Annotated in this window: 20 protein-coding genes; 11 read left to right on the forward strand and 9 right to left on the reverse strand. The window is 64.9% G+C overall.

Going from position 1 to position 19,361, the window contains the following annotated elements; translation table 11 throughout:
- Positions 1-50: 50 nt before the first annotated feature.
- Positions 51-1,388: a toll/interleukin-1 receptor domain-containing protein gene (locus tag A3E1_RS42580; protein ID WP_020524243.1), complete on the forward strand. Its 1,338-nt coding sequence runs from the start codon at positions 51-53 to the stop codon at positions 1,386-1,388.
- Positions 1,389-1,405: 17 nt separating this feature from the next.
- On the opposite strand, the gene A3E1_RS0128670 is transcribed toward A3E1_RS42580, so the two are convergent.
- From A3E1_RS0128670 to A3E1_RS0128695, 6 genes are all read right to left on the reverse strand, one after another.
- Positions 1,406-3,298, reverse strand: coding sequence for a ricin-type beta-trefoil lectin domain protein (locus A3E1_RS0128670; RefSeq protein ID WP_020524244.1), 1,893 nt, complete (start codon positions 3,296-3,298; stop codon positions 1,406-1,408).
- Between the two features lie 210 nt (positions 3,299-3,508).
- Positions 3,509-4,177 (reverse strand): Type 1 glutamine amidotransferase-like domain-containing protein, encoded by a 669-nt coding sequence (locus tag A3E1_RS0128675; protein ID WP_020524245.1) that lies wholly within the window; start codon positions 4,175-4,177, stop codon positions 3,509-3,511.
- Positions 4,178-4,224: 47 nt separating this feature from the next.
- Positions 4,225-4,554 carry a nucleoside triphosphate pyrophosphohydrolase family protein gene (locus tag A3E1_RS0128680; RefSeq protein ID WP_020524246.1) on the reverse strand — a complete coding sequence of 110 codons (330 nt, stop codon included), beginning with the start codon at positions 4,552-4,554 and terminating at the stop codon, positions 4,225-4,227.
- Positions 4,545-5,588: a LacI family DNA-binding transcriptional regulator gene (locus tag A3E1_RS0128685; RefSeq protein WP_020524247.1), complete on the reverse strand. Its 1,044-nt coding sequence runs from the start codon at positions 5,586-5,588 to the stop codon at positions 4,545-4,547. The genes A3E1_RS0128680 and A3E1_RS0128685 overlap by 10 nt, the downstream gene beginning before the upstream one ends.
- Positions 5,589-5,601: 13 nt before the next feature.
- On the reverse strand, positions 5,602-6,273 hold the full coding sequence (locus A3E1_RS0128690) for a nucleoside/nucleotide kinase family protein (protein ID WP_020524248.1): 672 nt from the start codon (positions 6,271-6,273) through the stop codon (positions 5,602-5,604).
- Positions 6,270-6,638, reverse strand: a complete 369-nt coding sequence (locus tag A3E1_RS0128695; protein WP_020524249.1) for an MmcQ/YjbR family DNA-binding protein — start codon at positions 6,636-6,638, stop codon at positions 6,270-6,272. The genes A3E1_RS0128690 and A3E1_RS0128695 overlap by 4 nt, the downstream gene beginning before the upstream one ends.
- 54 nt (positions 6,639-6,692) lie before the next feature.
- On the opposite strand from A3E1_RS0128695, the gene A3E1_RS45200 reads away from it, so the two are divergent.
- The 8 genes from A3E1_RS45200 to A3E1_RS0128735 all read left to right on the forward strand — a co-directional run bounded on the left by A3E1_RS45200 (position 6,693) and on the right by A3E1_RS0128735 (position 12,403).
- The gene (locus A3E1_RS45200) at positions 6,693-7,172 is read left to right on the forward strand and encodes a hypothetical protein (RefSeq protein ID WP_020524250.1); all 480 of its coding nucleotides are present in this window, start codon (positions 6,693-6,695) and stop codon (positions 7,170-7,172) included.
- Between the two features lie 37 nt (positions 7,173-7,209).
- Positions 7,210-7,935, forward strand: coding sequence for a DUF899 family protein (locus tag A3E1_RS0128705; protein WP_020524251.1), 726 nt, complete (start codon positions 7,210-7,212; stop codon positions 7,933-7,935).
- 66 nt (positions 7,936-8,001) lie between these two features.
- The gene (locus tag A3E1_RS0128710; protein WP_157631794.1) at positions 8,002-9,063 is read left to right on the forward strand and encodes a hypothetical protein; all 1,062 of its coding nucleotides are present in this window, start codon (positions 8,002-8,004) and stop codon (positions 9,061-9,063) included.
- Between the two features lie 67 nt (positions 9,064-9,130).
- Complete coding sequence (locus tag A3E1_RS0128715) at positions 9,131-9,703, forward strand: DUF2975 domain-containing protein (protein WP_020524253.1); 573 nt, start codon at positions 9,131-9,133, stop codon at positions 9,701-9,703.
- Positions 9,703-9,921 carry a helix-turn-helix domain-containing protein gene (locus A3E1_RS0128720; protein WP_020524254.1) on the forward strand — a complete coding sequence of 73 codons (219 nt, stop codon included), beginning with the start codon at positions 9,703-9,705 and terminating at the stop codon, positions 9,919-9,921. Before A3E1_RS0128715 ends, A3E1_RS0128720 begins: the two co-directional genes overlap by 1 nt.
- Before the next feature lie 172 nt (positions 9,922-10,093).
- A complete protein-coding gene (locus tag A3E1_RS42590; RefSeq protein WP_020524255.1) occupies positions 10,094-10,519 on the forward strand; it encodes a DUF6174 domain-containing protein in 426 nt (141 codons plus the stop codon).
- 48 nt (positions 10,520-10,567) lie between these two features.
- A complete protein-coding gene (locus tag A3E1_RS0128730; RefSeq protein WP_020524256.1) occupies positions 10,568-11,908 on the forward strand; it encodes an O-antigen ligase family protein in 1,341 nt (446 codons plus the stop codon).
- Between the two features lie 99 nt (positions 11,909-12,007).
- Positions 12,008-12,403, forward strand: coding sequence for a hypothetical protein (locus A3E1_RS0128735; RefSeq protein ID WP_020524257.1), 396 nt, complete (start codon positions 12,008-12,010; stop codon positions 12,401-12,403).
- Between the two features lie 221 nt (positions 12,404-12,624).
- On the opposite strand, the gene A3E1_RS0128740 is transcribed toward A3E1_RS0128735, so the two are convergent.
- Complete coding sequence (locus A3E1_RS0128740; RefSeq protein WP_020524258.1) at positions 12,625-13,365, reverse strand: class I SAM-dependent DNA methyltransferase; 741 nt, start codon at positions 13,363-13,365, stop codon at positions 12,625-12,627.
- A 284-nt stretch (positions 13,366-13,649) separates the two neighbouring features.
- On the opposite strand from A3E1_RS0128740, the gene A3E1_RS0128745 reads away from it, so the two are divergent.
- Positions 13,650-14,558: an SDR family oxidoreductase gene (locus tag A3E1_RS0128745; protein WP_020524259.1), complete on the forward strand. Its 909-nt coding sequence runs from the start codon at positions 13,650-13,652 to the stop codon at positions 14,556-14,558.
- 11 nt (positions 14,559-14,569) lie between these two features.
- Here the strand turns inward: A3E1_RS0128745 and A3E1_RS42595 are convergent, their stop codons facing one another.
- A complete protein-coding gene (locus tag A3E1_RS42595; RefSeq protein WP_211216013.1) occupies positions 14,570-14,995 on the reverse strand; it encodes a PASTA domain-containing protein in 426 nt (141 codons plus the stop codon).
- A 131-nt stretch (positions 14,996-15,126) separates the two neighbouring features.
- Between A3E1_RS42595 and A3E1_RS42600 the strand changes: the two genes are divergently transcribed.
- Entirely contained in the window at positions 15,127-16,308 is a 1,182-nt protein-coding gene (locus A3E1_RS42600) for a low temperature requirement protein A (protein WP_020524261.1), read from the forward strand.
- Here A3E1_RS42600 and A3E1_RS42605 read toward each other — a convergent pair.
- Positions 16,288-19,287 (reverse strand): AfsR/SARP family transcriptional regulator, encoded by a 3,000-nt coding sequence (locus A3E1_RS42605; protein ID WP_169454458.1) that lies wholly within the window; start codon positions 19,285-19,287, stop codon positions 16,288-16,290. The genes A3E1_RS42600 and A3E1_RS42605 overlap by 21 nt on opposite strands.
- Between the last annotated feature and the right edge of the window lie 74 nt (positions 19,288-19,361).

Raw genomic sequence — 19,361 nt, forward strand, 5'->3', positions numbered from 1 at the left:
GGTCCATATAGACGAACCAAGATGACAAGCTGGTCTACTACGGTAAACCGGTGCCCGGACATATCTTCATCAGCTACGCCAGGTCTGATCGGTCCTATGTCGCGCGGCTGGCCGAGCACCTGGAACTGCACGGCATTGGCGTCTGGTATGACTACCAGCTTGTCGCGGGCGAGCATTTCGACACCGAGCTGACGAGCAAAATCCTCACCAGCGCGGCCGTCATCGTCGTGCTGTCACCAGCCGCGATCGCCTCCAAGTGGGTCTCACGGGAAATCGCGTGCGCCGATGACGCCAACATCAAGCTTGTCCCACTGATTCTGCAGTCCTGCGAAAAACCGTTGCGGCTTCAGGATGTGCACCACGAAAACGTGACCGGAGGCCAGCTACCGCCTCCATCCGCCATCGAGCGGCTGCGTTCCCTCGTCTCAGGCACCAGTGCCAAGCTGGAGCCAGAGCCTGACGAGCAAGTCAGCGCCGAGCCTGGCAATGGCGCGTTCGCTGGCCTGATCACCAGCATGAGCGGGCATTCGGGATCCGTGCGGGGCCTGGCGTTTTCCAGCGACGGCACCTTGCTGGCCAGCGGCAGCGAGGATAGAACGATCCGCGTCTGGGACACCGGCACGTGGACGCTGAAGACCACCATCACCACGCCAAGCCAAGCCGCTTGGCCACTGGCGTTTCTGCCCGGCACGCACACCCTCGCGGCCGCCACCTTCCAGCGCAGCGGTGTTGAACTGATCGACGCCATCACTGGCCAGACATCGGGCACGCTAGCGGGCGACCACAACGACATTTGCGATCTCGCGTTCGCACCAGACGGCACCAAACTCGCGACCGGAGGCAACGACCGCACGGCACGCCTGTGGGACGTGGCTTCCGGTGCCCTGATGGGACGGTTCATCGCCGGACGTGCCGTGCCCGGCTGGCCGCTAGCCTTCAGCCCTGATGGCGCTAGTTTGGTCATCGCCCACTTCGGCGGCCCTACGGCCGGGCTATGGGACACGGCCTCACGGCAACGCATACACGGGTTCGCGCGGCACACCGATTTCATTACAGCGGTCGCCTTTGCCGCTGATGGCAAATCCGCGGTGACCGCGGGCATTGATACGACGGTCCGCCAGTGGGACACCACATCGGGTGCGCTCGTGCGAACCCTTCGCGGCCACACCCGGCGCGTCACCGCGCTCGCGTGCAGCCCCACCTCGCCGCTGATCGCCTCCGCCAGCACCGACCGCAGGATTCAGATCTGGATCGCCAGTAGCGACAATCCATTGCGGACACTGCGCGGGCACACCGCTTACGCACTAGCGTCTTCACCAGACGGCAACATCCTGGCCTCGGGCGGTGGCGACGGGCAGATCCGGATTTGGGCCGCCGGATCGCTGTGAACCGGCGGCCCAGCGCACTACGAGTAGGTCCACTTCTGGTTGGCGCCGCTCGTGCAGCTCCAGATCTGCAGCCGCGTAGCGTCGGCGGAATTGTTGCCCGTGACATCCAGGCACTTACCCGCGAACTGGTTGACGAACTGCTGCGTGGCCGCGTTGTACGTCCACTTCTGTGAACTGCCCGTATGGCACGACCACAGGTGAGTCACGGTCCCGTCTGCGCTACTGGGGCCGTTGATGTCCAGGCACTTGCCCAAAGCGCCCAGGGTCCCGTCGCTGTGACGCGTCCAGGACTGCGCCCCGGTGCCGTTGCACGTGTAAAGCTGCACGGCCGTGCCGTTAGCCGTGCCCGCTGCCGCGATGTCGACGCACTTGCCCGCCAGGCCAACGATCGGGCTCGTGCCACCAGGATTGCCCGTCGGAGTCGGCGTTGGCGTCGGGCCGGTCACGTTGCTCTGCCATGTGAACGTCGCCGTGGTGCGCGCGGGCAGCGTGTACACAAAGGACTGTCCGTTCCAGTTCACCCTGATGGACTGCGCCGAGGTGCCACCGTTGTGGGCGATGAGTGCCTTGGAACCGTCCGGGTTCTTCCACGCCACGTTGGACACACCGGTGTTGTTGGACTCGATGCGCACCGCGCCGGGTTTGACGAACTTCGTCAGATGGCCGGTCGTGTAGTACTCGATGGTGTAATCGACCTGGCCTGCCCGCGGGCCGCCCTCCTGCACGGTGATCAGTCCCGTGCACACATCGCAGCCGCCGTTGTGCGGGCCCATGTACTGATTGAGCGCCAGGCTCCACTTGACGAGGCTGCCGCTGAAGTTACGGGCGTAGTTGACGATATCGGCGAGGTCTTCGTTGTGCTGGTTGCCGATCCACGTGCCGCCGGAGTGTTCGGTGCTGAACTGTTTGACCGACGGGTACTGGTTACGCACCTGCGTGCCGATACCAGGGTCGCCGAAGTAGCCGTGCCAGGCGATGCCACCAAACAGCGGATCGTTGCGGATGCCGGGGTCGGCAAGGATCGCCGAGCCGATACTGGCGTAGTCGCCGTAATTCCAGTCGTGGATAAGCACTTTGGTGGTGATGCCCGCGGCACGAAACGCCGGGTACACATGGTTCTTGGTCAGCTCGATGAGACCTGAGGAGTTCCAGCTCATGCCGGGGTAGTTCATCGCGGTCGGGTTGCCTGACTGACAGCAGTTAGGTTCGTTCTGCACCGAGATGTAGTTCACCGGCACACCGATAGCCTGGTAGCTCTGGATGTACTTGACGAAATACTGGGCATACATCGGGTAGTACTCGGCTTTGAGCCAGCCCATCTGGTCCATGCGGCCGTTATCTTTCATCCAGCCCGGCGCGCTCCACGGCACGCCTTTGATCCGCAGGGCCGGGTTGAGCTGTTTGGCTTGCTGGGTCAGCAGCCGCACATTGGTGTCATAGCCGTTGGCGCCAAAGTCGTTGAGGTTGCAGCACGTGTCGTCAAGGGACACGTTGCCGGGCCGCGACAGGTCCGAGGCACCGATCGGGTTGCGCACGAACGACAATCCGATACCGGTGGTGGGGGAGAACAGTTTGGCCATCACCTGATCACGTGTCGCGGCACTGATGGCACCGCCACGCATCAGGTGCGCGGTGGTGTCGGTAATGGACGCACCGCCGCCTTCAAAGACTTGGTACGCCGTGCCTTCGTTGACGTTGATGGTGTGATTGGCGCTGCCGCCCGGCGGGCCGAAGGCGATATTTCCTTGCTGCTGCAGTCCTCTGGTGACATTGCGGCCACCCGAGTCTGACGTCGTGGTGAGCCAGACACTCACCGTTTCGTTGGCGGCTTGCGCGGAGGTCGCGATCAGTGTGCCAGCCACAAGCAATGTGGCGGCGGCCGTGGCGATTGCTAACCGGGGACGGAACACGCCGTACTCCTTTCGGCAGACATGGCTCATGAGCCGGTGCCGATCCGGCTTGATGTAACAGATGAAACAAAATGACCTATTGGGACGGTTGACTGCAATGAAACATGTAACTTTACTAACTGTCAAGACCTGGAAAAACATCAGCTGGTACGCCGAAAGCAGCCCCGAACCCCTGTAACAAAATGAAACTGCGCCACAGCCTGTGCTGTCCTATTCGAACAGGCGCCAGTGCCCTTCAGAGATGACCTCGATCTCGCCGCCGGCGACCTTTATCGCGGTCTCGTCGTCAATCGCATACGCCGGATGCGGCATCGTGGCCGCCCACTGTTGCGCGTGCGCCATCGAGTTATCCGGCATCTCCGGGTGATCCACGTGGGGGAAGATCGAGAAGCCGACGACGCCTAGCGCGCTGTCATCGCCGGAAGGTGGCGTCCAGCGCACGAAGTCCTGCCCGACGCGCGGGGTCATCACCATGCTCCCGGCGCTTAGTCCTACCCAGACCGTGTCTGGCAGCGACGGCAACAGGTCTGCCAGCCCTGACTGGCGCATCCAGTGCGTCAGGTATAGCGGATCGCCGCCGTTGACCAGCAGCACGTCGGCCTCCTGGACCCACGGGATCCAGCGGTCGGCGCCGATGCTCGGCAGCGCGGTGAGTTCCAGGACTCCCAAGGACTTCCAGCCCAGTTCCGTCATGGGGCACCGGGGTTCCTGCCCGCTAATGAAACGCCACGCCGCTTCAGGCGTGACCATCGGATGCCCATACGAGGCGGTCGGTATGCACAGGGCGCGACACTCGTCGATCGGCTTGCCCAGCAAGCCAACCAGCGCCTCGTGGATGCTCGCGTTCTTGATGCCAGCGGAGGTGAGCAGAAGCTTCATGATGGCCCTTCCGTCGCGATTTCGCCGCCCGCTGAGGCTATCAATGCTCAGCGGTTGTCGCCGCTGCCGCCCAGCGCGCCACGGCTCTGGCGGCTGGCTAGCTTGGCCAAGTTGGCCGCCGCGATGTCGTCGAGCGACAGATCGAGGTAGTCGGCGAGCACGGCCACATACCAGAGCACGTCACCGAGTTCCTTGGCGATGTTGGCCCGGTCGATGCGCGATTCGTCGCTGTCGAGATCGCGTACCCACTTCTTGAACTTCTCGGCGATCTCACCCGACTCACCGACTAGCCCCAGCACCAGGTGCAGCAGTTCGTTGCGCTTGTCACGTGCAGCGGCGGTTAGCAGGGCGCCGCGCTGATACTCATCTAGGTCCACGGCCGACCAGTATGGCCGGCTGGCGCGGTGGAGTCGCGGATGACCAGTTCTGTGCCCAGCGATACGTGCACCGCTTCGAGGGTGTGGCGTTCCAGCAGCCGCATCAGCATCGTGACGGCCATGCGGCCCATCTCCTGCAACGGCTGGCGCACGGTGGTCAGCAACGGCGAGGTCGCCTGGCTCATGTCGATGTCGTCGAAACCCGCGACTGACAAGTCTTGCGGCACCCGCAGTCCGCGCTGTGCCGCCGCGGCCAGGGCACCGACGGCCATCTTGTCGTTGAACGCGACCAGAGCTGTCGGCCGCTGCGGCAAGTCGAGCAGCTCGCTTGCGGCCTGGAAACCGTTGGCCGTGTTGGGTTCGCGCACATGCCGCACGAGTTCCGGCGTGGGCAGGACACCGGCATCGGCCAGTGGGGCGATGTAGCCGGCCATCCTCGCGTCGTTGGCCAGCCATTCCCTTGGCCCGCCAATGATGCCGACCCGGCGGTGGCCCAGCTCGACCAGATGCGACATCAGCCGCCGTGCCCCGGCCAGGTGTGCGGCCGACACGGTCACGATGTCTTTGGGCACCGGCGTGCGCGGGTCGATGACGACAAACGGGAACCGCTGATCGCGCAGCCGCACCAGGTCTTGGGGCGGTTCCGGCGGCAGGATCAGGATCGCGCCCGCGACGTCGGGGCGTGCCGCCAGCGCAGGCAGCACCACTGCCGTTTGCGCGGCCTCGCCCGCGTTGAGCACCATCTGCCGGCCGTGCAGCTCAATCGTTTCCGCGATCGAGCTGACGATCAGCCCAAAGTAGTCGGTCAGCACATACGGGCATCGCACGAAGACCGCACCGCTGGCGGGCCGTTGCTCTCCACGGCGCACCGGACCGCGATCGCCGCGGCGCCGTACCGCTTGCAGCACTAGCTCCCGCGTTTGCGGAGCGACATTGGCCGCGCCGTTGAGCACCCGTGACACGGTCGCGATCGACAGGCCCGTTTCGGCGGCGATGTCGCGTACCGTCGCCCGAACTCCGGCCGGTCTGCCCATGCCCACACCCTTCTTAGGCCCGCACGGTCAGCACCGGTGCGGCTGGGTCCTCATTGGACACCACGATATCGGCGTGCTCACGCGGCCGTACCTCGGCGACGTAGCGCTTTTCGCCGGGAATGTATTTGGTGCGGTAGCGGTGTTCGGCCTCGGCCGCCGAGTTCATCCATCGCTGGTCGCGGGCGATGCCACGGCGCAACACTTCGCCGAAGCTGACGTCGACGTAGATTCTTAAGTCCCAGAAGGGATTGAGCTCTGGGCGTTGCAGGAACACGCCGTCGGCTAGCAGGATCGCGTCTTCTGAGGCGGTAAGCACCTCGGCGGTGATGGGGTTACGGGCCGGCAGGTCCATGACGGCGCTGACATAGTGGCGGCTGCCCTGGGGTCCAAGAGGGATCAGCAGACGGTCTCTGATCGCGTCGTTGTCCCACGAGTCAAGGTAGTAACTTTCCGGGGTGGCCTGCGGATAGGCCGTTCGCTTCTCGACAGCGAGCTTGAAGTAGTCCAGGCCCACGTGGATGATCTCGCGCGTGGTTCGCACGGCCAGGACGGCGGCGAGCTCACCAGCCAAGGTCGTCTTTCCGGCCGCGGAGCAGCCATCGACGGCCACCCGCAGTGGATGCGCTCGTTTGGCGGCCAGAACCAGTTCGGCCAGTTCAGCCAGCACGGTTGCTCTCGTGCTCATCCGGGGACGTCATCGCTGAGCAGCTCGGCGGGAGCGCGCATGTGCCAGGCGTCGGTCACCAGCTCGCGCAACCGTTTGACGGTCACCTTCGCTAGCCGCAACATGACCAGCGGCAGTCCGTCGTAGGCCGGCGTGGTGAAAAAGATGTCCGGCTCACCGAGCAGCAGCGCCTGTTTCTCGGCTTCGTCGCCCACGTAAAGCACGGCGATGTCGGTGCGGATCACGCGTGGCCCGCCGGGCTGGCGTTCAGGGTAGGACCACACGAAGCCTTTGTTACCCACGCGAAAATCGAAGCCCTCACTGGGAATCTCGGCCACGTGGGGCAGGGCAAGCGCCAGCTTGCGTACGTCATTGGCGTTGGCCATGCGCTCAAGGCTAACCGGCGCCTTCCGTCCAGGAAGCGCTAGCATGCGCACGTTATGACCACGCTGCACGTTGCCCCGTATGCCAGCCATTTTCAGTTCCGGGTCGAGGATTCGGTTGTCTGCGACTGTTGCGATGTCGCCGATGCCTGGGCCGACCTGCCAACGGACCGGCGGCTGGCCACCGCCGTTCACGTGATCGCGGTGGGCACGGCCCGCTACGCGGTAGTGCCTGTCGCGGTGCACCTCGTGGAAGGCGCGCCTGAGCTGGACTTCAGCCGGTATCGCCACGTCGACGAGGCCGACCTTCTGCTCCCCAGCGGTGTCATGCACCTCGACGATGGTGTCGCCTCGGACAGTCCAACCCGGATTCCGCTGGCACCAGGCCGCTACCGGATTCGCGTCGGCTACACACCAGCCACGGAACCTAGCGATGGGCAGGGCGAGCACCTGGAGTACCAGCTATGGGTATGGCCCATCCCTTTGGCGGCAGACCCGGCGGTGATCAAACAAGGCCTGGAGGTTTGGGCCGGCTAGACCGATGAGTTCGCGGTGCCCCGTTCGTCTTACCCTCATGAACGATGAGGCGATAACTCCTGCCCTGCCCGAGGTGACCGACCGGGACACTTGGCAGTCAGAACTCGACAAGCTCCTGGTACGGGAGAAGGCGCACACCCGCGCCGGGGACGCGATCGCGGCGGCGCGGCGGCGGCTGCCGATGGTGGCGGTGGATCCGGCGGCCACGGTGATCGGGCCGGACGGTCCGGTCACGTTGCTGGAGGTGTTCGAGGGACGCCGCCAGCTGGTCGTCTACTACCACATGTGGCATGCGGGTAAGGCGGCCGCTGAGCAGTGCGAAGGCTGCACGTTCTTCAACGGCCAGGTTCGCGAACTGTCCTATCTGCACTCCCGAGACGTCACCTATGCCACGTTCTGCCAGGGCCCGTACGCCGAAACCGAGCGCTACCGCGCGTTCATGGGCTGGGACGTGCCCTGGTATTCGGCTGCCGAGTCCGGCGATGCCCTGCTGGCGGGACGCGGTTTCGGGATGCTGGTCTGTTATGTGCGCGATGGCGGCCGCGTGTACGAGACGTACTGGAACGGTGGCCGCGGCACCGAAGCGATGGCCCCGTCCTACGGTCTGCTGGACATGACCGTGTTCGGGCGGCAGGAGCACTGGGAAGATTCGCCTGACGGCTGGCCCAAGCAGTGGGGTGAAAGTGGCGGGCAGTTCCGCAAGGACGGCCGGCCAACCGCGCAGTGGGCCCGCCTGGCCGCCGGGCACTCTGACGTCCTGTAGCTGACAGTGTGGGGACGGCACCGTGAAAAGTGTTGTCCCCACGCCACCTGCCGCCTCATACCTGGCATGAGACGACTTTCCACTTTGCTCGCCGCGGCCGTGCTCAGCACGACCCTCGCGGCACCAGCGCACGCTGTCGTGTCGGCGGCCGGGTTCGCCTGGGCCTACGATCCGGCAAATCCCGCGTACTTCCTGGCCTCGGGCTACGAGTACAACTCCGCCGGGCTGCCGATTCAGATCACCCGCGGCTTCCCGGGCACCTATCAGGTCAAGTTCTTCGGCATGGGAACAGCCGGAGGTGTCGCGCACGTCAGCTCGTATGGCAGCAATGCCTTGTGCACCATCGCTTCCTGGACGCAGGCTGCCGCCGATCAGATCGTCAACGTGCGCTGCTACAACAACGCCGGCGCACTGATCGACAGCCGGTTCGCCGTCAACTTCACCAACCGCAACCCGGGTGCCGGGCACTTCGCCTATCTGTGGAACGACAATCCCGTGCCTGGCCCGGCTGGGCACACGCCAGCGGCCGCATACTCCTACGATTCCACGGGCGCCCCGATGACCGTGTGGCGCAGTGCCGCAGGGCGCTACCGGGTTCGGGTCGGCGCTTTCCAGGCCGACAGCCCAGGACCATGGGCCGCCGGATACTTGCGGGTCACGCCTTACGGTGCGGCCGCGCGTCATTGCCAGATTCTGGACCCTTTGCTGGTACCAGATGAGCAGTTGATTGAAGTCAGGTGTTATGACGACACGGGTTCGGCGGTGGACACCCGGTTCACGCTGACCTACAGCCGTAATGTCGCCATGCTCGGCGGCAGCGGGACCCGCACGACGGCCACCGTGGATCTGTCCGGCCCAGGTCCGGTGATGCGCGGCTGGACGAACAGTTTCGGTGGTGTCCCGACCGCGACACAGATCGTCCCCGGCACATATGAGGTCGTGTTCCCCAACGCGGGCAACCCGAAGGGCCACGCGATCGCGTCCATCATGGGCACGCCGCCGATGTATTGCACGATCCAGTCGTGGTGGCAGGCGGCGGGGGATCAGCATCTGCTGGTGAGCTGTTTCGACGGCAACATCGGCGTGCCGAACCCGGCTGTGCTGCTCAACGTCTCGTTCATTGGCTGACTTGACAAACGCCTCTCACTTATCGATTATCGAGATATCGTTAATCGATAAGTGAGAGGCAATTATCGTGACCCGCAAACCAGACTGGCTCGCCGAACTCCAGGGACTGCTGACCGTTGTCCTCGCCGTGCTCGGCGCCGTCGCCCTTTTCAGCATCGCCTCGCTGGCCTTCAGCCGCGACATCGTCGTCACCGTCCCGGCCAGCACCATCACCGCGGGACTGCCCGCAGGCGCGACACCCACCGGTGACCTCGACGTCCTCATCCCCAATGCCACCACCGCACAGATCGTCGCGCACCAGCTCACCAGCCTGCCCACCTTCGCCGTCGCCGCCGCGGTGCTCACGCTGCTCTGGAAAGCATTGCGCCGCGCCCGTCGCGAAGACCCCTTTTCCGCTGGTACCGTCCGGAGCCTGCGCGTGATCGGAGCCGTCGCCGTAACCGGCATCCTCGCCCAGGTCATCGAAACCGCGGCCTCCGCCTGGCTCAGCTCCAACGTCCTGCCCGACGGCGGCTGGAGCACCACCCTCGATCTCGCCTCGGCCGGACTGTTCCTGCTGGCAGGATTCGGCTTCTTCGCCATCGCCGAAATCATCAACCGTGGCCTGGCCATGCGTGCCGAACTAGAAACCCTCGTCTAATGCCACCGGAAGAAGACCACCGCATCGACGTGCACCTCGACCGGCTGCTCACTGAACGCGGCATCACCCTGACCGAACTAGCCGACCGCGTCGGCGTCACCCTGGCCAACCTGTCCGTCCTCAAAAACGGCCGCGCCCGCGCGATCCGCTTCAGCACCCTGACCGCCCTGTGCCGAGAACTCAACTGCCAGCCCGGCGACCTGCTCACCGTGCATTGACCCTCGACGCTGTGTGGGGCGGCCTCCACAATGGACGGATGAGCCGATGGACGCGCCCACACGGCACAACCGGTGACATGATCCTGTCCGCGACGTTCCACGAGACCCTCGAGACACTGCGCCAACAGCAAGCGCACGCAACGCCGGAGGCCCCTCGTTCGTCTAGGACGGCATGAGACCTATCCTGCTCGCCACCGTGCTGGCGTTAGCCGGCTGCTCCACCACTAGCCCACAGAACACCATCGCGCCCACGTCGACGTGGCAGCCCACCTCCAGCTACACCTACACGCTGCAGTCGTCATGTGGCGAACAACTGTTGCACGGCATCATGAAGATAACCGTCCAGAATGGACAGACGACCGCCGCTGTGGGCCTCGACGAGTCAGGAAAACGCACCGTCGAAGCCGCCAAACTGACCAGCCTGCCCACGCTCGCGGCACTGATCCGCCAATACGAGGAGGCCGTGAGCAGGGGAGCGGCACTCGCCAACGCCGACTACGCCCCGGCCGGGCACCCGTCGCGCATCTCCATCGACTACGACAAGAACGCCCTGGACGACGAACTCTGCTACGTGATCACCGACTACACCCCAGCGTAGGTTCAGCGGGACAGCGGGGGACAGCCACGTTGATCGATAATCAGCGCCATGTACCTGGGGGCGCTGGTGTCATTGCTGTTGCTGGACACGGCTGTTGAGGCATGGGCCATAACCATCACGGGCTGGCCCTGGCTAAAGACCGGCAAGAACGCGCTCTACGCGCTGATCGCCATAACCGTCGCCGTGCAAGTCATCCGGCAACGGCGCTGGCGCGAATTCACCACGCCGGCCGACATCGCGCTACTCGTGTTCACCGGCACACTCGCCCTTAGCGCCGTGCTTTCTGACGCGCCCGCAACCCAAGCCGCCCAAGGCTCCTACGTCTACCTTCGTGCCGCGGTGGTGTTCTACGCGCTTCGCGTCCTGCGGCCAGGCCCGCCTTGGATTCGCCGCGTCACCATCGGCGCGCTCACGTGGGCGGGCCTCAACGCCGTCCTGGCACTAATCCAGATCGTGGCCGGGCCCACGGCGTACACGATGATGGGCTGGAATGATCTTGAAATGGCGCTGATTCACCGCGCCCAAGGGCTCTATCCACACCCGAACGACCTGGGCCATCTGCTCGGCCTGACTGTCGTGGGACTGTTCGCCTGGCTCATGTTCCGGGGCTGGCATTGGCCTTCCGCGGCGATGCTGCTGCTGTGCGCGGCCGGTCTCGCCGCCACTCAATCACGCGAATCCCTCCTGGGCGCGGGCGCCGCGATCATTGTCGTGGCCGTGAAAATGCGCCTGCCCGTGCGCAAGGCCGCCACGGTGCTAGCCGTCATGAGCGTCCTAGCGTTACTGCCACTCACCCTGCTTCCCGGCGCCCGAGCCGAAGTCGCCCGCCGCGCAACAGGTCTCGGCACCGCCTTAGGCCTCAACATCGCCCAGCCAGCCGCCGACCTGAGCCTGCCCGAATGCGGCCCACCACCACCTGTGCACACGGTCAAAGGCAGCCAGTGCCGTCGCACCGAACCAGAACAAGAAATCCGCGTCGTGTTCGCCAAGCAATCCTTTGTGCTGCTGCAGCAGCGGCCCATCACCGGCTACGGCCCCGGCACCTTCGGCGGCTCCGTCGCCCTCGCGCAGGATCCACAATGGAACCGCCACCCACGCTTCGGCCCCGGCGGCTTCTCCCTGCACGGCTTCCACGGCCGCACCGTCGACTCCTTCCTGCTGCACCTGCTCGTCGAAGCCGGTCTGCTCGGACTTTCCGCCTTCCTAGCGTGGTTCTGGTTCCTCACCCGCACCCCACGGGTGCCGTCGTTGTGGACCGTCCTCGCACCGGCAGCGATCGCGTTCGCCCTCATCACCGCCGTGTTCTCCAACGCCCTCGAAGGCGCACCCTTGCCACCACTCATCTTCGCCATCGCCGGACTCGCCTGGACGTCAGCCAGCACCGACTGATGTCACGGCTCCGATCATGCTGAATCAGAGGATCGTTCGTTATCTGGATCGCAGGGGAGAGGGCTGTCGAAAATTGAGGTGCCCATTCGACGCCTTGGTATGAAGCAGATTATTCGCGGCACGGCCGCTGTCATCGCTGGGATTGTCACTATCGTCGTGCTGTCCAACGGCACCGACTACGTTCTTGAAGCCATTGGCGTCTATCCATCCTGGACACACCAGCAAACCTATGGGTTCCACACGCCGTGGATGGTTGGGCTCGCGCTTGCTTACCGCACGATCGCCGCTGTCGCTGGCGGATACGTCGCCGCGCGCATCGGGCGCACACGAACGCCGGTGATTGTCCTTGCTGTCATTGGCACCGTCGGAGGCGCCGCCGGGATCTTCGCCGCCGGTGACATGGCGCCGTTGTGGTACTCCATCCTGATTCCCGCGCTGAGCCTGCCAGCCATCCTCATCGGAGCGCGTCTCGCAAGCAGGACGCGATCTTCCTAGGACGACAATGGGATTGCTGAAAAGTAGTTTGGCGGTGCCGCATAGTTCGTCACCCTTGACACGCACAACAAACCGCGACGGCGATACCGGCAAGATCTCCCCACTCGGCTCTGACCTGCCAGAATGGACCCTGAAAACGCGTTTGGCCCTAACTCTCACCCACACCGGGCCGAGTTAGGGCCGCTACGGCCTTCTCAGAGCGTTTTGCCTGGTCAGAGGCCCTATGTGAGCGGCTTTTGCCATACGGAGACGTGCTGCGCGCTCTCATTTGTGAACGGTTCCCGCGTCCAGCCGTCCCAACGCTCCACCAACGACAGTCCAGCGATCTGGGCCATCAGATCAAGCTCAGCCGGCCACACGTAGCGAAACGGAATCGACCACACCGACACGCGGCCGTCGGCGACGCTGATGTAATTCGAACTCATCGTCTGCGTCGCCACGTCGTACAAGTCGAACGCCCAGCGCTCGGGACCGGTGCGATATGGAACGGCCCGCTGACCGGCAGGCAGACGGCGCAACTCGGGCACCATCACTTCGACAACGAACAAGCCTCCCGGCTCCAGATGCGCGGCCACGTTACGGAAACACGCGACCTGAGCTTCCTGCGTCGTCAGGTTCATGAGGGTGTTGAACACTAGATATGCGAGCGAAAACGTTCCGTCCACAGTGGCCGTAGCGAAGTCGCCGATCGTCACACCTATAGCGTCACCACCGGGTTTGGCCCGCAACTGGTCGACCATCGCCCGTGACATATCGATCCCGTGGACCTCTACACCACGCCCAGCCAGCGGCAACGCGATCCGGCCAGTGCCAATGCCCAGCTCAAGCGCCCGGCCGCCACGCGCCAGGTCCACGAGAACGTCCACAGTGGAGTCGATCACCTCCGCCTGGAACATCTCCGAATCGGGGTCGTCGTAAGTCTCAGCGACGCCTTTGCCGAAGTACCCGTCCTGATCAATCACGCGCCGACGGTATCGCGTAACTCCTCCGCGATGCGCGCGCTTTTCCGCGTACCAGCTGATTATTTTGATTATTGGTTTAGGAATATCGGTAATTAAATAAATGGTTAATCCGCTCTTCCTGATAAAAACAAGTGTCCCGATAATTCCAGTTATCGGGACACTAAGAAAATAGGGAAGTGGACCTTCAGCAACCTCCGCCGCGCGATAATCTTGGCGTCTCGGATCCGCAACCTCCGGAATGACGGAGGCGCAAGATCTCCGCTTTAGCGTTGGAGGGTCTTGCCATGGGCGATGTATTGCTGACTGCTGTCAAAGCGCGTAAGGATGCCGGCTGCAGCCCCACCGGGATCGTCGGCCGGAGTTTGGCGCGGCAGCTGCTGCAGGCTGGTGATTCGGTGCGGGTGCTGGCCGAGCCGGAACAACTGCACGGCTGGCCGGATGGCGTCGAGGTCGTCGAAGGGTCGATTACGCGGCCGGGTGAGCATGCTGAGGTGTTCGACGGCGTGCGGGCCGTGTTTTTGGCCGGTGCTGTTCCGGAGACGGTCCGTGAGGCGCTGGCTCTGATCACGGGACGGGTTGTCGTCCTGTCGTCGCATGGGCCGGAGTATGAGGAGGCCTATCCGCCGGAGACGTGGTTCTGGCTGGCTATCGAGCGGGCGGTTGAGGCTTCGGGTCTGGAGTGGACGCATATCCGCCCGTCCGCGGTGATGGGTGCGGTGGTTGAGGGCACGTATCCGGCGACGGGGTCGGATTGGCCGGAGACGATCCGGGCGCTGCGCATGGTGCGGGAGGCGTTCGCGAACGACGGCCACTATCCGTTTATTCACGAGGACGATCTCGCGTCGGTTGCCTTGGCGGCGTTGACAAGCGGCCGGTACGCCGGGCGCGTGCTTGAGGCGGTGGGGTTGCCGATCAGCACGCGGTCACGAGTGGACAGCATCGCGAAGGCCATCGGCGCCGACGTCACGGCGGTCGAGCTGACGCCGGAGGAAAGCCACCAGGTGTGGCGTGATCGCGGCTGGCCCGATAGCGGGATCGATGTGACGTTGTATGCGCTTGAGGAGTACGGCGCACGGCTGTCAGAGCTGACGCAGTGGACGCTCGACCAGCGGCCGTCGGTGCGCGAGATCATTGGCCGGCCGTTGCGTGGCTTTGATACCTGGGCGGCCGAGCACCTTCAGTTATTCCGATGAGCCGAACCACATCATGGGCAGGTCTCCGTCAGCTTGACCACACCGAAGTCGATCGCACCCTCAAAATCCGCGGCTTTGCCCTTGATGTGGCTCCCCGCTGCCGGAGTCTGTGTGCAGACCTGCCAGTTCGAGTCCAGGACCTGGTTGCGGCTTCCTCGCAGGTCATGGGAGCGAGAAAAGAAGATGCCGTTCTTCTGGACCTCATTCTGAGCGTCCTGGAGGTTCATTCCCCTGAAGTTCGGCATCGTGAAGTCAACCGTCGGCTCCGGTTTGGACGAAGTTGGAGCAGGGCCCGACGGGCTTGGCTCGGCTGCCGTTGGGGTGGGCTGCGTTGCTGAACTAGCGACGACGTCGTTTGGCTTGTCGCCTGAGCGTGGGTTGGCCGAAGCGCATGCGGCGAAAACCACGACGGCCGCGACGTACATGAATATCCGCACCGTAGATCCCACAAAGCCAGTATGACCGGCCACCGGCACACGGATGCCTGTCAGTCGGATGCTGGCCGCGAAAAGTGGTCGATGAATGGGGGTGCGGGACTCGTGACCGCAGCCAAGGCCATAATGGCCCGATGATCACCGAGACCGTGGAAGAGAAGAAGACCTCGTGGGTCGAGCTGTACTTTGACCTGATCTTTGTGCTGGCCATCGCCCAGGTGGCGCATATGATCGCGAGCGGTTCGCGGTGGACGGTGGTCTGGCCGGCGCTGGGGTTGTTCGCGGTGCTGTGGTGGACGTGGATCGGTTTCGCCTTGTTCTACAACAGGTTCGGCGATGAGAACGTGCTGTGGCAGCGGCTCGCGCTGGTGGTGGCGACGATCCCCTGCGGGCTGGCGGCGATCGCGGTGTACGAGATCGCGCATGGTGAGCGGACCGCTTTCACGCTCAGCCTGGCGGGTGTGCGTGTGGTGCTGGCGGTCGTGAACCTGATGCGGGGTGGGGTTCTCCCCCGCAAGATCGCTGCTGGTTATGGTGTGGCCGCGGTGCTGATTGTGGCGTCGATTCCGCTGGAGGGGCCGTGGTGGTGGTTGTTGTGGGCGGCGGCGATCGTGGTGGAGTCGCTATTTGTGTTCGCTGCTGGGCCGTCGCGCAAGCTGTCTAGTGCCGACGAGAAGATTTTGACCCGTGACTGGGTCAAGGGTCTGCGGCTGATGAAGCCGACGGATCCGGCCTATGCGCTGAATGTGCCGCATCTGGCGGAACGCTTCGGGCTGTTCATGATTATCGTTCTCGGCGAGGTTTTGGTGTCGGCTGGGCGTGGGGCGCTAAGCGGTGGGCATGTGCCGTGGTGGCCGCTGGCCGGGGTGCTGGTGTTGTCGGGGGCGTTGTGGTGGGTCAGTTTTGACTCAGCGGCCCAGAACAATGAGCGGCTGCTGGAGCTGACGGGCGGGTCGCCGCAGATGGCGCGGTCGATGTTCGCGTTTGGGCGGATGATTCCGGCGTTCGCGCTGGTGGTGATCGCTGCCGGGCTGACGTTGTTGCTGGAAGGGCACGCGACGATGGCGGCTTACTGGTTTGTCAGTGCTGGGCTGGGTGTGTATTTGCTGGGGACGCGTGCTGATGTGGGCACGTCGCCGGGGTCGTGGTTCCGGCTGGCACTGGCGTTTTTGGCGTTACCGTTCGGTCTACTGGGTGCGGTGGTTTCGCCGGCGGTGTTCATTTGGATTGTCTGCGGCTGGACGGTCGTGTGTGCGGTGGCGGCGACAGTTGGCGGGCGGGAGCTCAAGACGGTGTTAAGCGCTGAGGCGGGCTAACAGCTTTTCGGTCTGTTCCAGTCCGGGCTGGTGTCCGGTGGCGGTGTGCAGGTCCAGGGCGAGCTGTGCGCTGACTAGCGCGTTGCGCATGTCGCCAGACAGGTAGTGGGCGGTGGCCAGGGCGGTGTGGGCCCGGCCTTGCAGGACGCGGTAGCCGCAATTTTCGGCGATCGATAGCGCCGTGCGGCACCACGATGGTGTGCCGAGGCTGACGGCGATGTCGGCTTCGATGTAGCGGTCGCCTGCGGTGCGGGCACAGGCCAGGGCCTGCTTCAGAACTTCAGCGTTGGTGCCGATGATGCCGAGGGTGTGGCGGGCCATGGCTTCCAGCCGTGGTTCGGGTGGGTCATGGGCCATGGTGAGTGCTTGCTGGGCGAGACGGGTCGCTTGTGGACGGTCGCCGCGATCGGCGTGGATGCGGGCCAGGGTGCACAGGGTGGCGGCGCGGCCGCGGCTGCCGGTTTGCTCGTGCAGCCGCAGGGCTTCGGCCAGCGTCTGGAACGCTTCGTCGCAGCGGCCGAGCAGGTGGTAGACGTCGCCGAGGTTGGTTAGCGCGAGTGCCTGGCTGGGCACCGATTTCGCTTGCCGGGCAAGGGCTAGGGCGGCTTGGCAGTGTGCGGCGGCTTCGGTGAGCCGGCCAAGGTCGAGGCAGACGAGGCCGAGATTGTTGTGGTTGACGGCGACTCCGGCGACGCGGCCGGTGCGCCGGTTGAGGGTTAGCGCCTCGCCGAGGGTGTCTAACGCGTGTTGTGGGCGGCCTTGCATGCGGTAGACCGGGCCGAGGTTGCCGAGGGCGGCGGCTTGCCCTTCGGGCCAGGAAGCGTCGCGTGCGCACGCGACAGCTCTTTGGTAGTCGGCGATCGCGGCGTCGAAGTGTTCGAGTCGCCAGTTCAGGGCGCCGAGGCTCAGGTGTGCGGCGGCTTCGGCTTGGCGGTTGCGGTCGGCTTGTGCCGCTGCCAGGCCGAGGTGAGCGACTTCGGTCCAGGCGGTGGTGTGCATGCCCAGCCATAGGTACCCGCGCAGGGCGTCGGCTAGGGCCCAGACGAAGGTGTGTTGTCGTTGCTGTGCCCCGTGACGGATCGCGCTGACAAGGTTGGGCAGGTATCCGTCTAGCCAGGAGCGGGCGTGTACATGCGAGTCGAAGGTGTGTGAGGTGGCTGTCGGTAGCCGCAGGACTTGTGGGCACAGGCGTTCCGCGGCTGCGCTGGCCGTGTCGAGATACCAGGAGAGCAGGTCGGCAAGCGGCGAACGGTCGGTGGCCAGTTGTGCGGCGTACAGGCTGAGCAGGTCGTGTGTGGTGAACCGGCCGGAGGCGCGTTCGTGGATCAGGTGCGCGCTAGCCAAGGATGACAGCAGGTTCGCGGCGGCCGACGGTGGGCAGTGCAGCATGACGGCCGCTGAGTCGGCGGTCACGTCGCTGCCGGGTATCAGGCCGAACAGGCGGAACAGCCGTCGCACGTCGGCTGGCAGGGCCTGATAGGACACCGTGAACGCGTGGCGCACCGCGATTTGCGCGTCCTCGCCGACGGTCAGGATGGTGAGCGGGTCGCCCTCGCGCAGCTGTGCCACGTACCCGCTGATGGTTTGATGTGGCCTGTTATGCAGATCGGCGGCGGCGATGCGCAGGGCCAGCGGCAGGTGGGCGCAGGCTTGGGCTAGTTCGGTGGCCGCTTGTTGTTGCCCGGTAAGGCGTCCGGGGCCGATGACTTTCGTGAGCAGCTGGCTGGCTTCGCCCGGGGCGAGCACATCGAGGGACAACCGTTGCGCGTCATGGCTGGCGATGAGCCCGTCGAGGCGGGCGCGGCTGGTCACGATCACCAGGCAGCCTGGGCCGCCGGGCAGCAGCGGCTTGATCTGAGCGGTGTCGCGGGCGTTGTCGAGCAGGATAAGGACCCGCCGGTCAGCCAGCATGCTGCGGTAAAGGCCCGCCGCTTCTTCAATATCAGCTGGTACGCGCGAAGCTGGCACCCCCAGCGCACGAAGGAACCGTGATAGCGCCTCGAGCGCGGTCAGCGGCTGCGCGGGTGAGAAGCCGCGCAGGTCGGCGAACAGCTGCCCGTCGGTGTATCGCTGGCGCAGCTGATGGGCCCACTTGATGGCCAGTGCGGTCTTGCCCACGCCCGCGGTGCCGACGATCGCGACGACCGGTGTGGCACGGCCGAGCATGGCGTCCAAGGTGGACAGTGTTTCGCCGCGTCCGGTGAACGTGGACAGATCCGCGGGCAGTTGCGCCGGGCCGCCAGGCTGCACTGGCCGGGGCGAGTGCACCTGCTGGCGTAACACGAGCAGCTGGGTTTCGGCCAGTTGCGCGCCGGGTTGCACGCCGAGGTCTTCGGCGAGCCGGCGGCGGGTCTGCTCATAGACGCGCAGGGCTTCGGCTTGCTGGCCTGAGCGGGCTAGAGCGGTCATCAGCTGGGCGGCGAGCCTTTCCCGCCAGGGGTTTTCGGCGAGCAGTTCACGTAACGGCGCGGCCGCGGCGGCGTGCCGTCCGAGCGCGAACTCGGCATCGAACAAGTCTTCGTGAGCGGACAGTTTCTGCCCGTGCAGGTTCGCCGCGGCCGCCGTGACGAAAGCGCCTGACGCTCCGGCTAGCGCCGGGCCGCGCCACAACGCCAGTGCTTGGTTGAGCAACTCGACGGCCTGTGCTGGCGGTGCGTGGCGTGCCTGGGCGGTCAGGGTGTTGAAAACGTCGATATCGAGTTCACTGGAGGAGACGGTGAGGCGGTAGCCGCCGGCAGTTGAGGCGAGCAGGTCTGCCGCTCCAGCTTGGCGCAGCCGGGACACGCACACCTGGATCTGGGTGCGTGCCCGCGTTGGCGGGTTGCCGCCCCACAGCGCCTCGGCCAGTTGCTCGGCGGGCACCACGACGTTGGCGTTGAGCAGCAGGTACGCCAGCACCGCGCGGTGCTGTGGACGGCTGACCGGCAGCGGTTGCCCGCCGATGGCAGCCTCGACCGGGCCCAGGACGCGCCAGTTCATGAAGTCCCCCATGCGGATTGCGGCTTGCGTTAACACCACGTCCGCATTGACGCATTGACAACTGTACCCGCTCT

The sequence above is a fragment of the Catelliglobosispora koreensis DSM 44566 genome, assembly GCF_000379685.1.
In the GTDB taxonomy this organism is placed as follows: Bacteria; Actinomycetota; Actinomycetes; order Mycobacteriales; family Micromonosporaceae; genus Catelliglobosispora; species Catelliglobosispora koreensis.

What these genes read in the sequence shown, in the direction of transcription:
- A3E1_RS0128705 (WP_020524251.1), top strand. Translation starts at nt 7,210, where the DNA reads ATGAACGATGAGGCGATAACTCCTGCCCTGCCCGAGGTGACCGACCGG.
- A3E1_RS42605 (WP_169454458.1), bottom strand. Translation starts at nt 19,287, where the DNA reads ATGAACTGGCGCGTCCTGGGCCCGGTCGAGGCTGCCATCGGCGGGCAA.
- A3E1_RS0128675 (WP_020524245.1), bottom strand. Translation starts at nt 4,177, where the DNA reads ATGAAGCTTCTGCTCACCTCCGCTGGCATCAAGAACGCGAGCATCCAC.
- A3E1_RS45200 (WP_020524250.1), top strand. Translation starts at nt 6,693, where the DNA reads ATGACCACGCTGCACGTTGCCCCGTATGCCAGCCATTTTCAGTTCCGG.
- A3E1_RS0128730 (WP_020524256.1), top strand. Translation starts at nt 10,568, where the DNA reads ATGTACCTGGGGGCGCTGGTGTCATTGCTGTTGCTGGACACGGCTGTT.
- A3E1_RS0128710 (WP_157631794.1), top strand. Translation starts at nt 8,002, where the DNA reads ATGAGACGACTTTCCACTTTGCTCGCCGCGGCCGTGCTCAGCACGACC.
- A3E1_RS0128695 (WP_020524249.1), bottom strand. Translation starts at nt 6,638, where the DNA reads ATGGCCAACGCCAATGACGTACGCAAGCTGGCGCTTGCCCTGCCCCAC.
- A3E1_RS0128685 (WP_020524247.1), bottom strand. Translation starts at nt 5,588, where the DNA reads ATGGGCAGACCGGCCGGAGTTCGGGCGACGGTACGCGACATCGCCGCC.
- A3E1_RS0128690 (WP_020524248.1), bottom strand. Translation starts at nt 6,273, where the DNA reads ATGAGCACGAGAGCAACCGTGCTGGCTGAACTGGCCGAACTGGTTCTG.
- A3E1_RS42590 (WP_020524255.1), top strand. Translation starts at nt 10,094, where the DNA reads ATGAGACCTATCCTGCTCGCCACCGTGCTGGCGTTAGCCGGCTGCTCC.
- A3E1_RS0128720 (WP_020524254.1), top strand. Translation starts at nt 9,703, where the DNA reads ATGCCACCGGAAGAAGACCACCGCATCGACGTGCACCTCGACCGGCTG.
- A3E1_RS0128735 (WP_020524257.1), top strand. Translation starts at nt 12,008, where the DNA reads ATGAAGCAGATTATTCGCGGCACGGCCGCTGTCATCGCTGGGATTGTC.
- A3E1_RS42600 (WP_020524261.1), top strand. Translation starts at nt 15,127, where the DNA reads ATGATCACCGAGACCGTGGAAGAGAAGAAGACCTCGTGGGTCGAGCTG.
- A3E1_RS0128745 (WP_020524259.1), top strand. Translation starts at nt 13,650, where the DNA reads ATGGGCGATGTATTGCTGACTGCTGTCAAAGCGCGTAAGGATGCCGGC.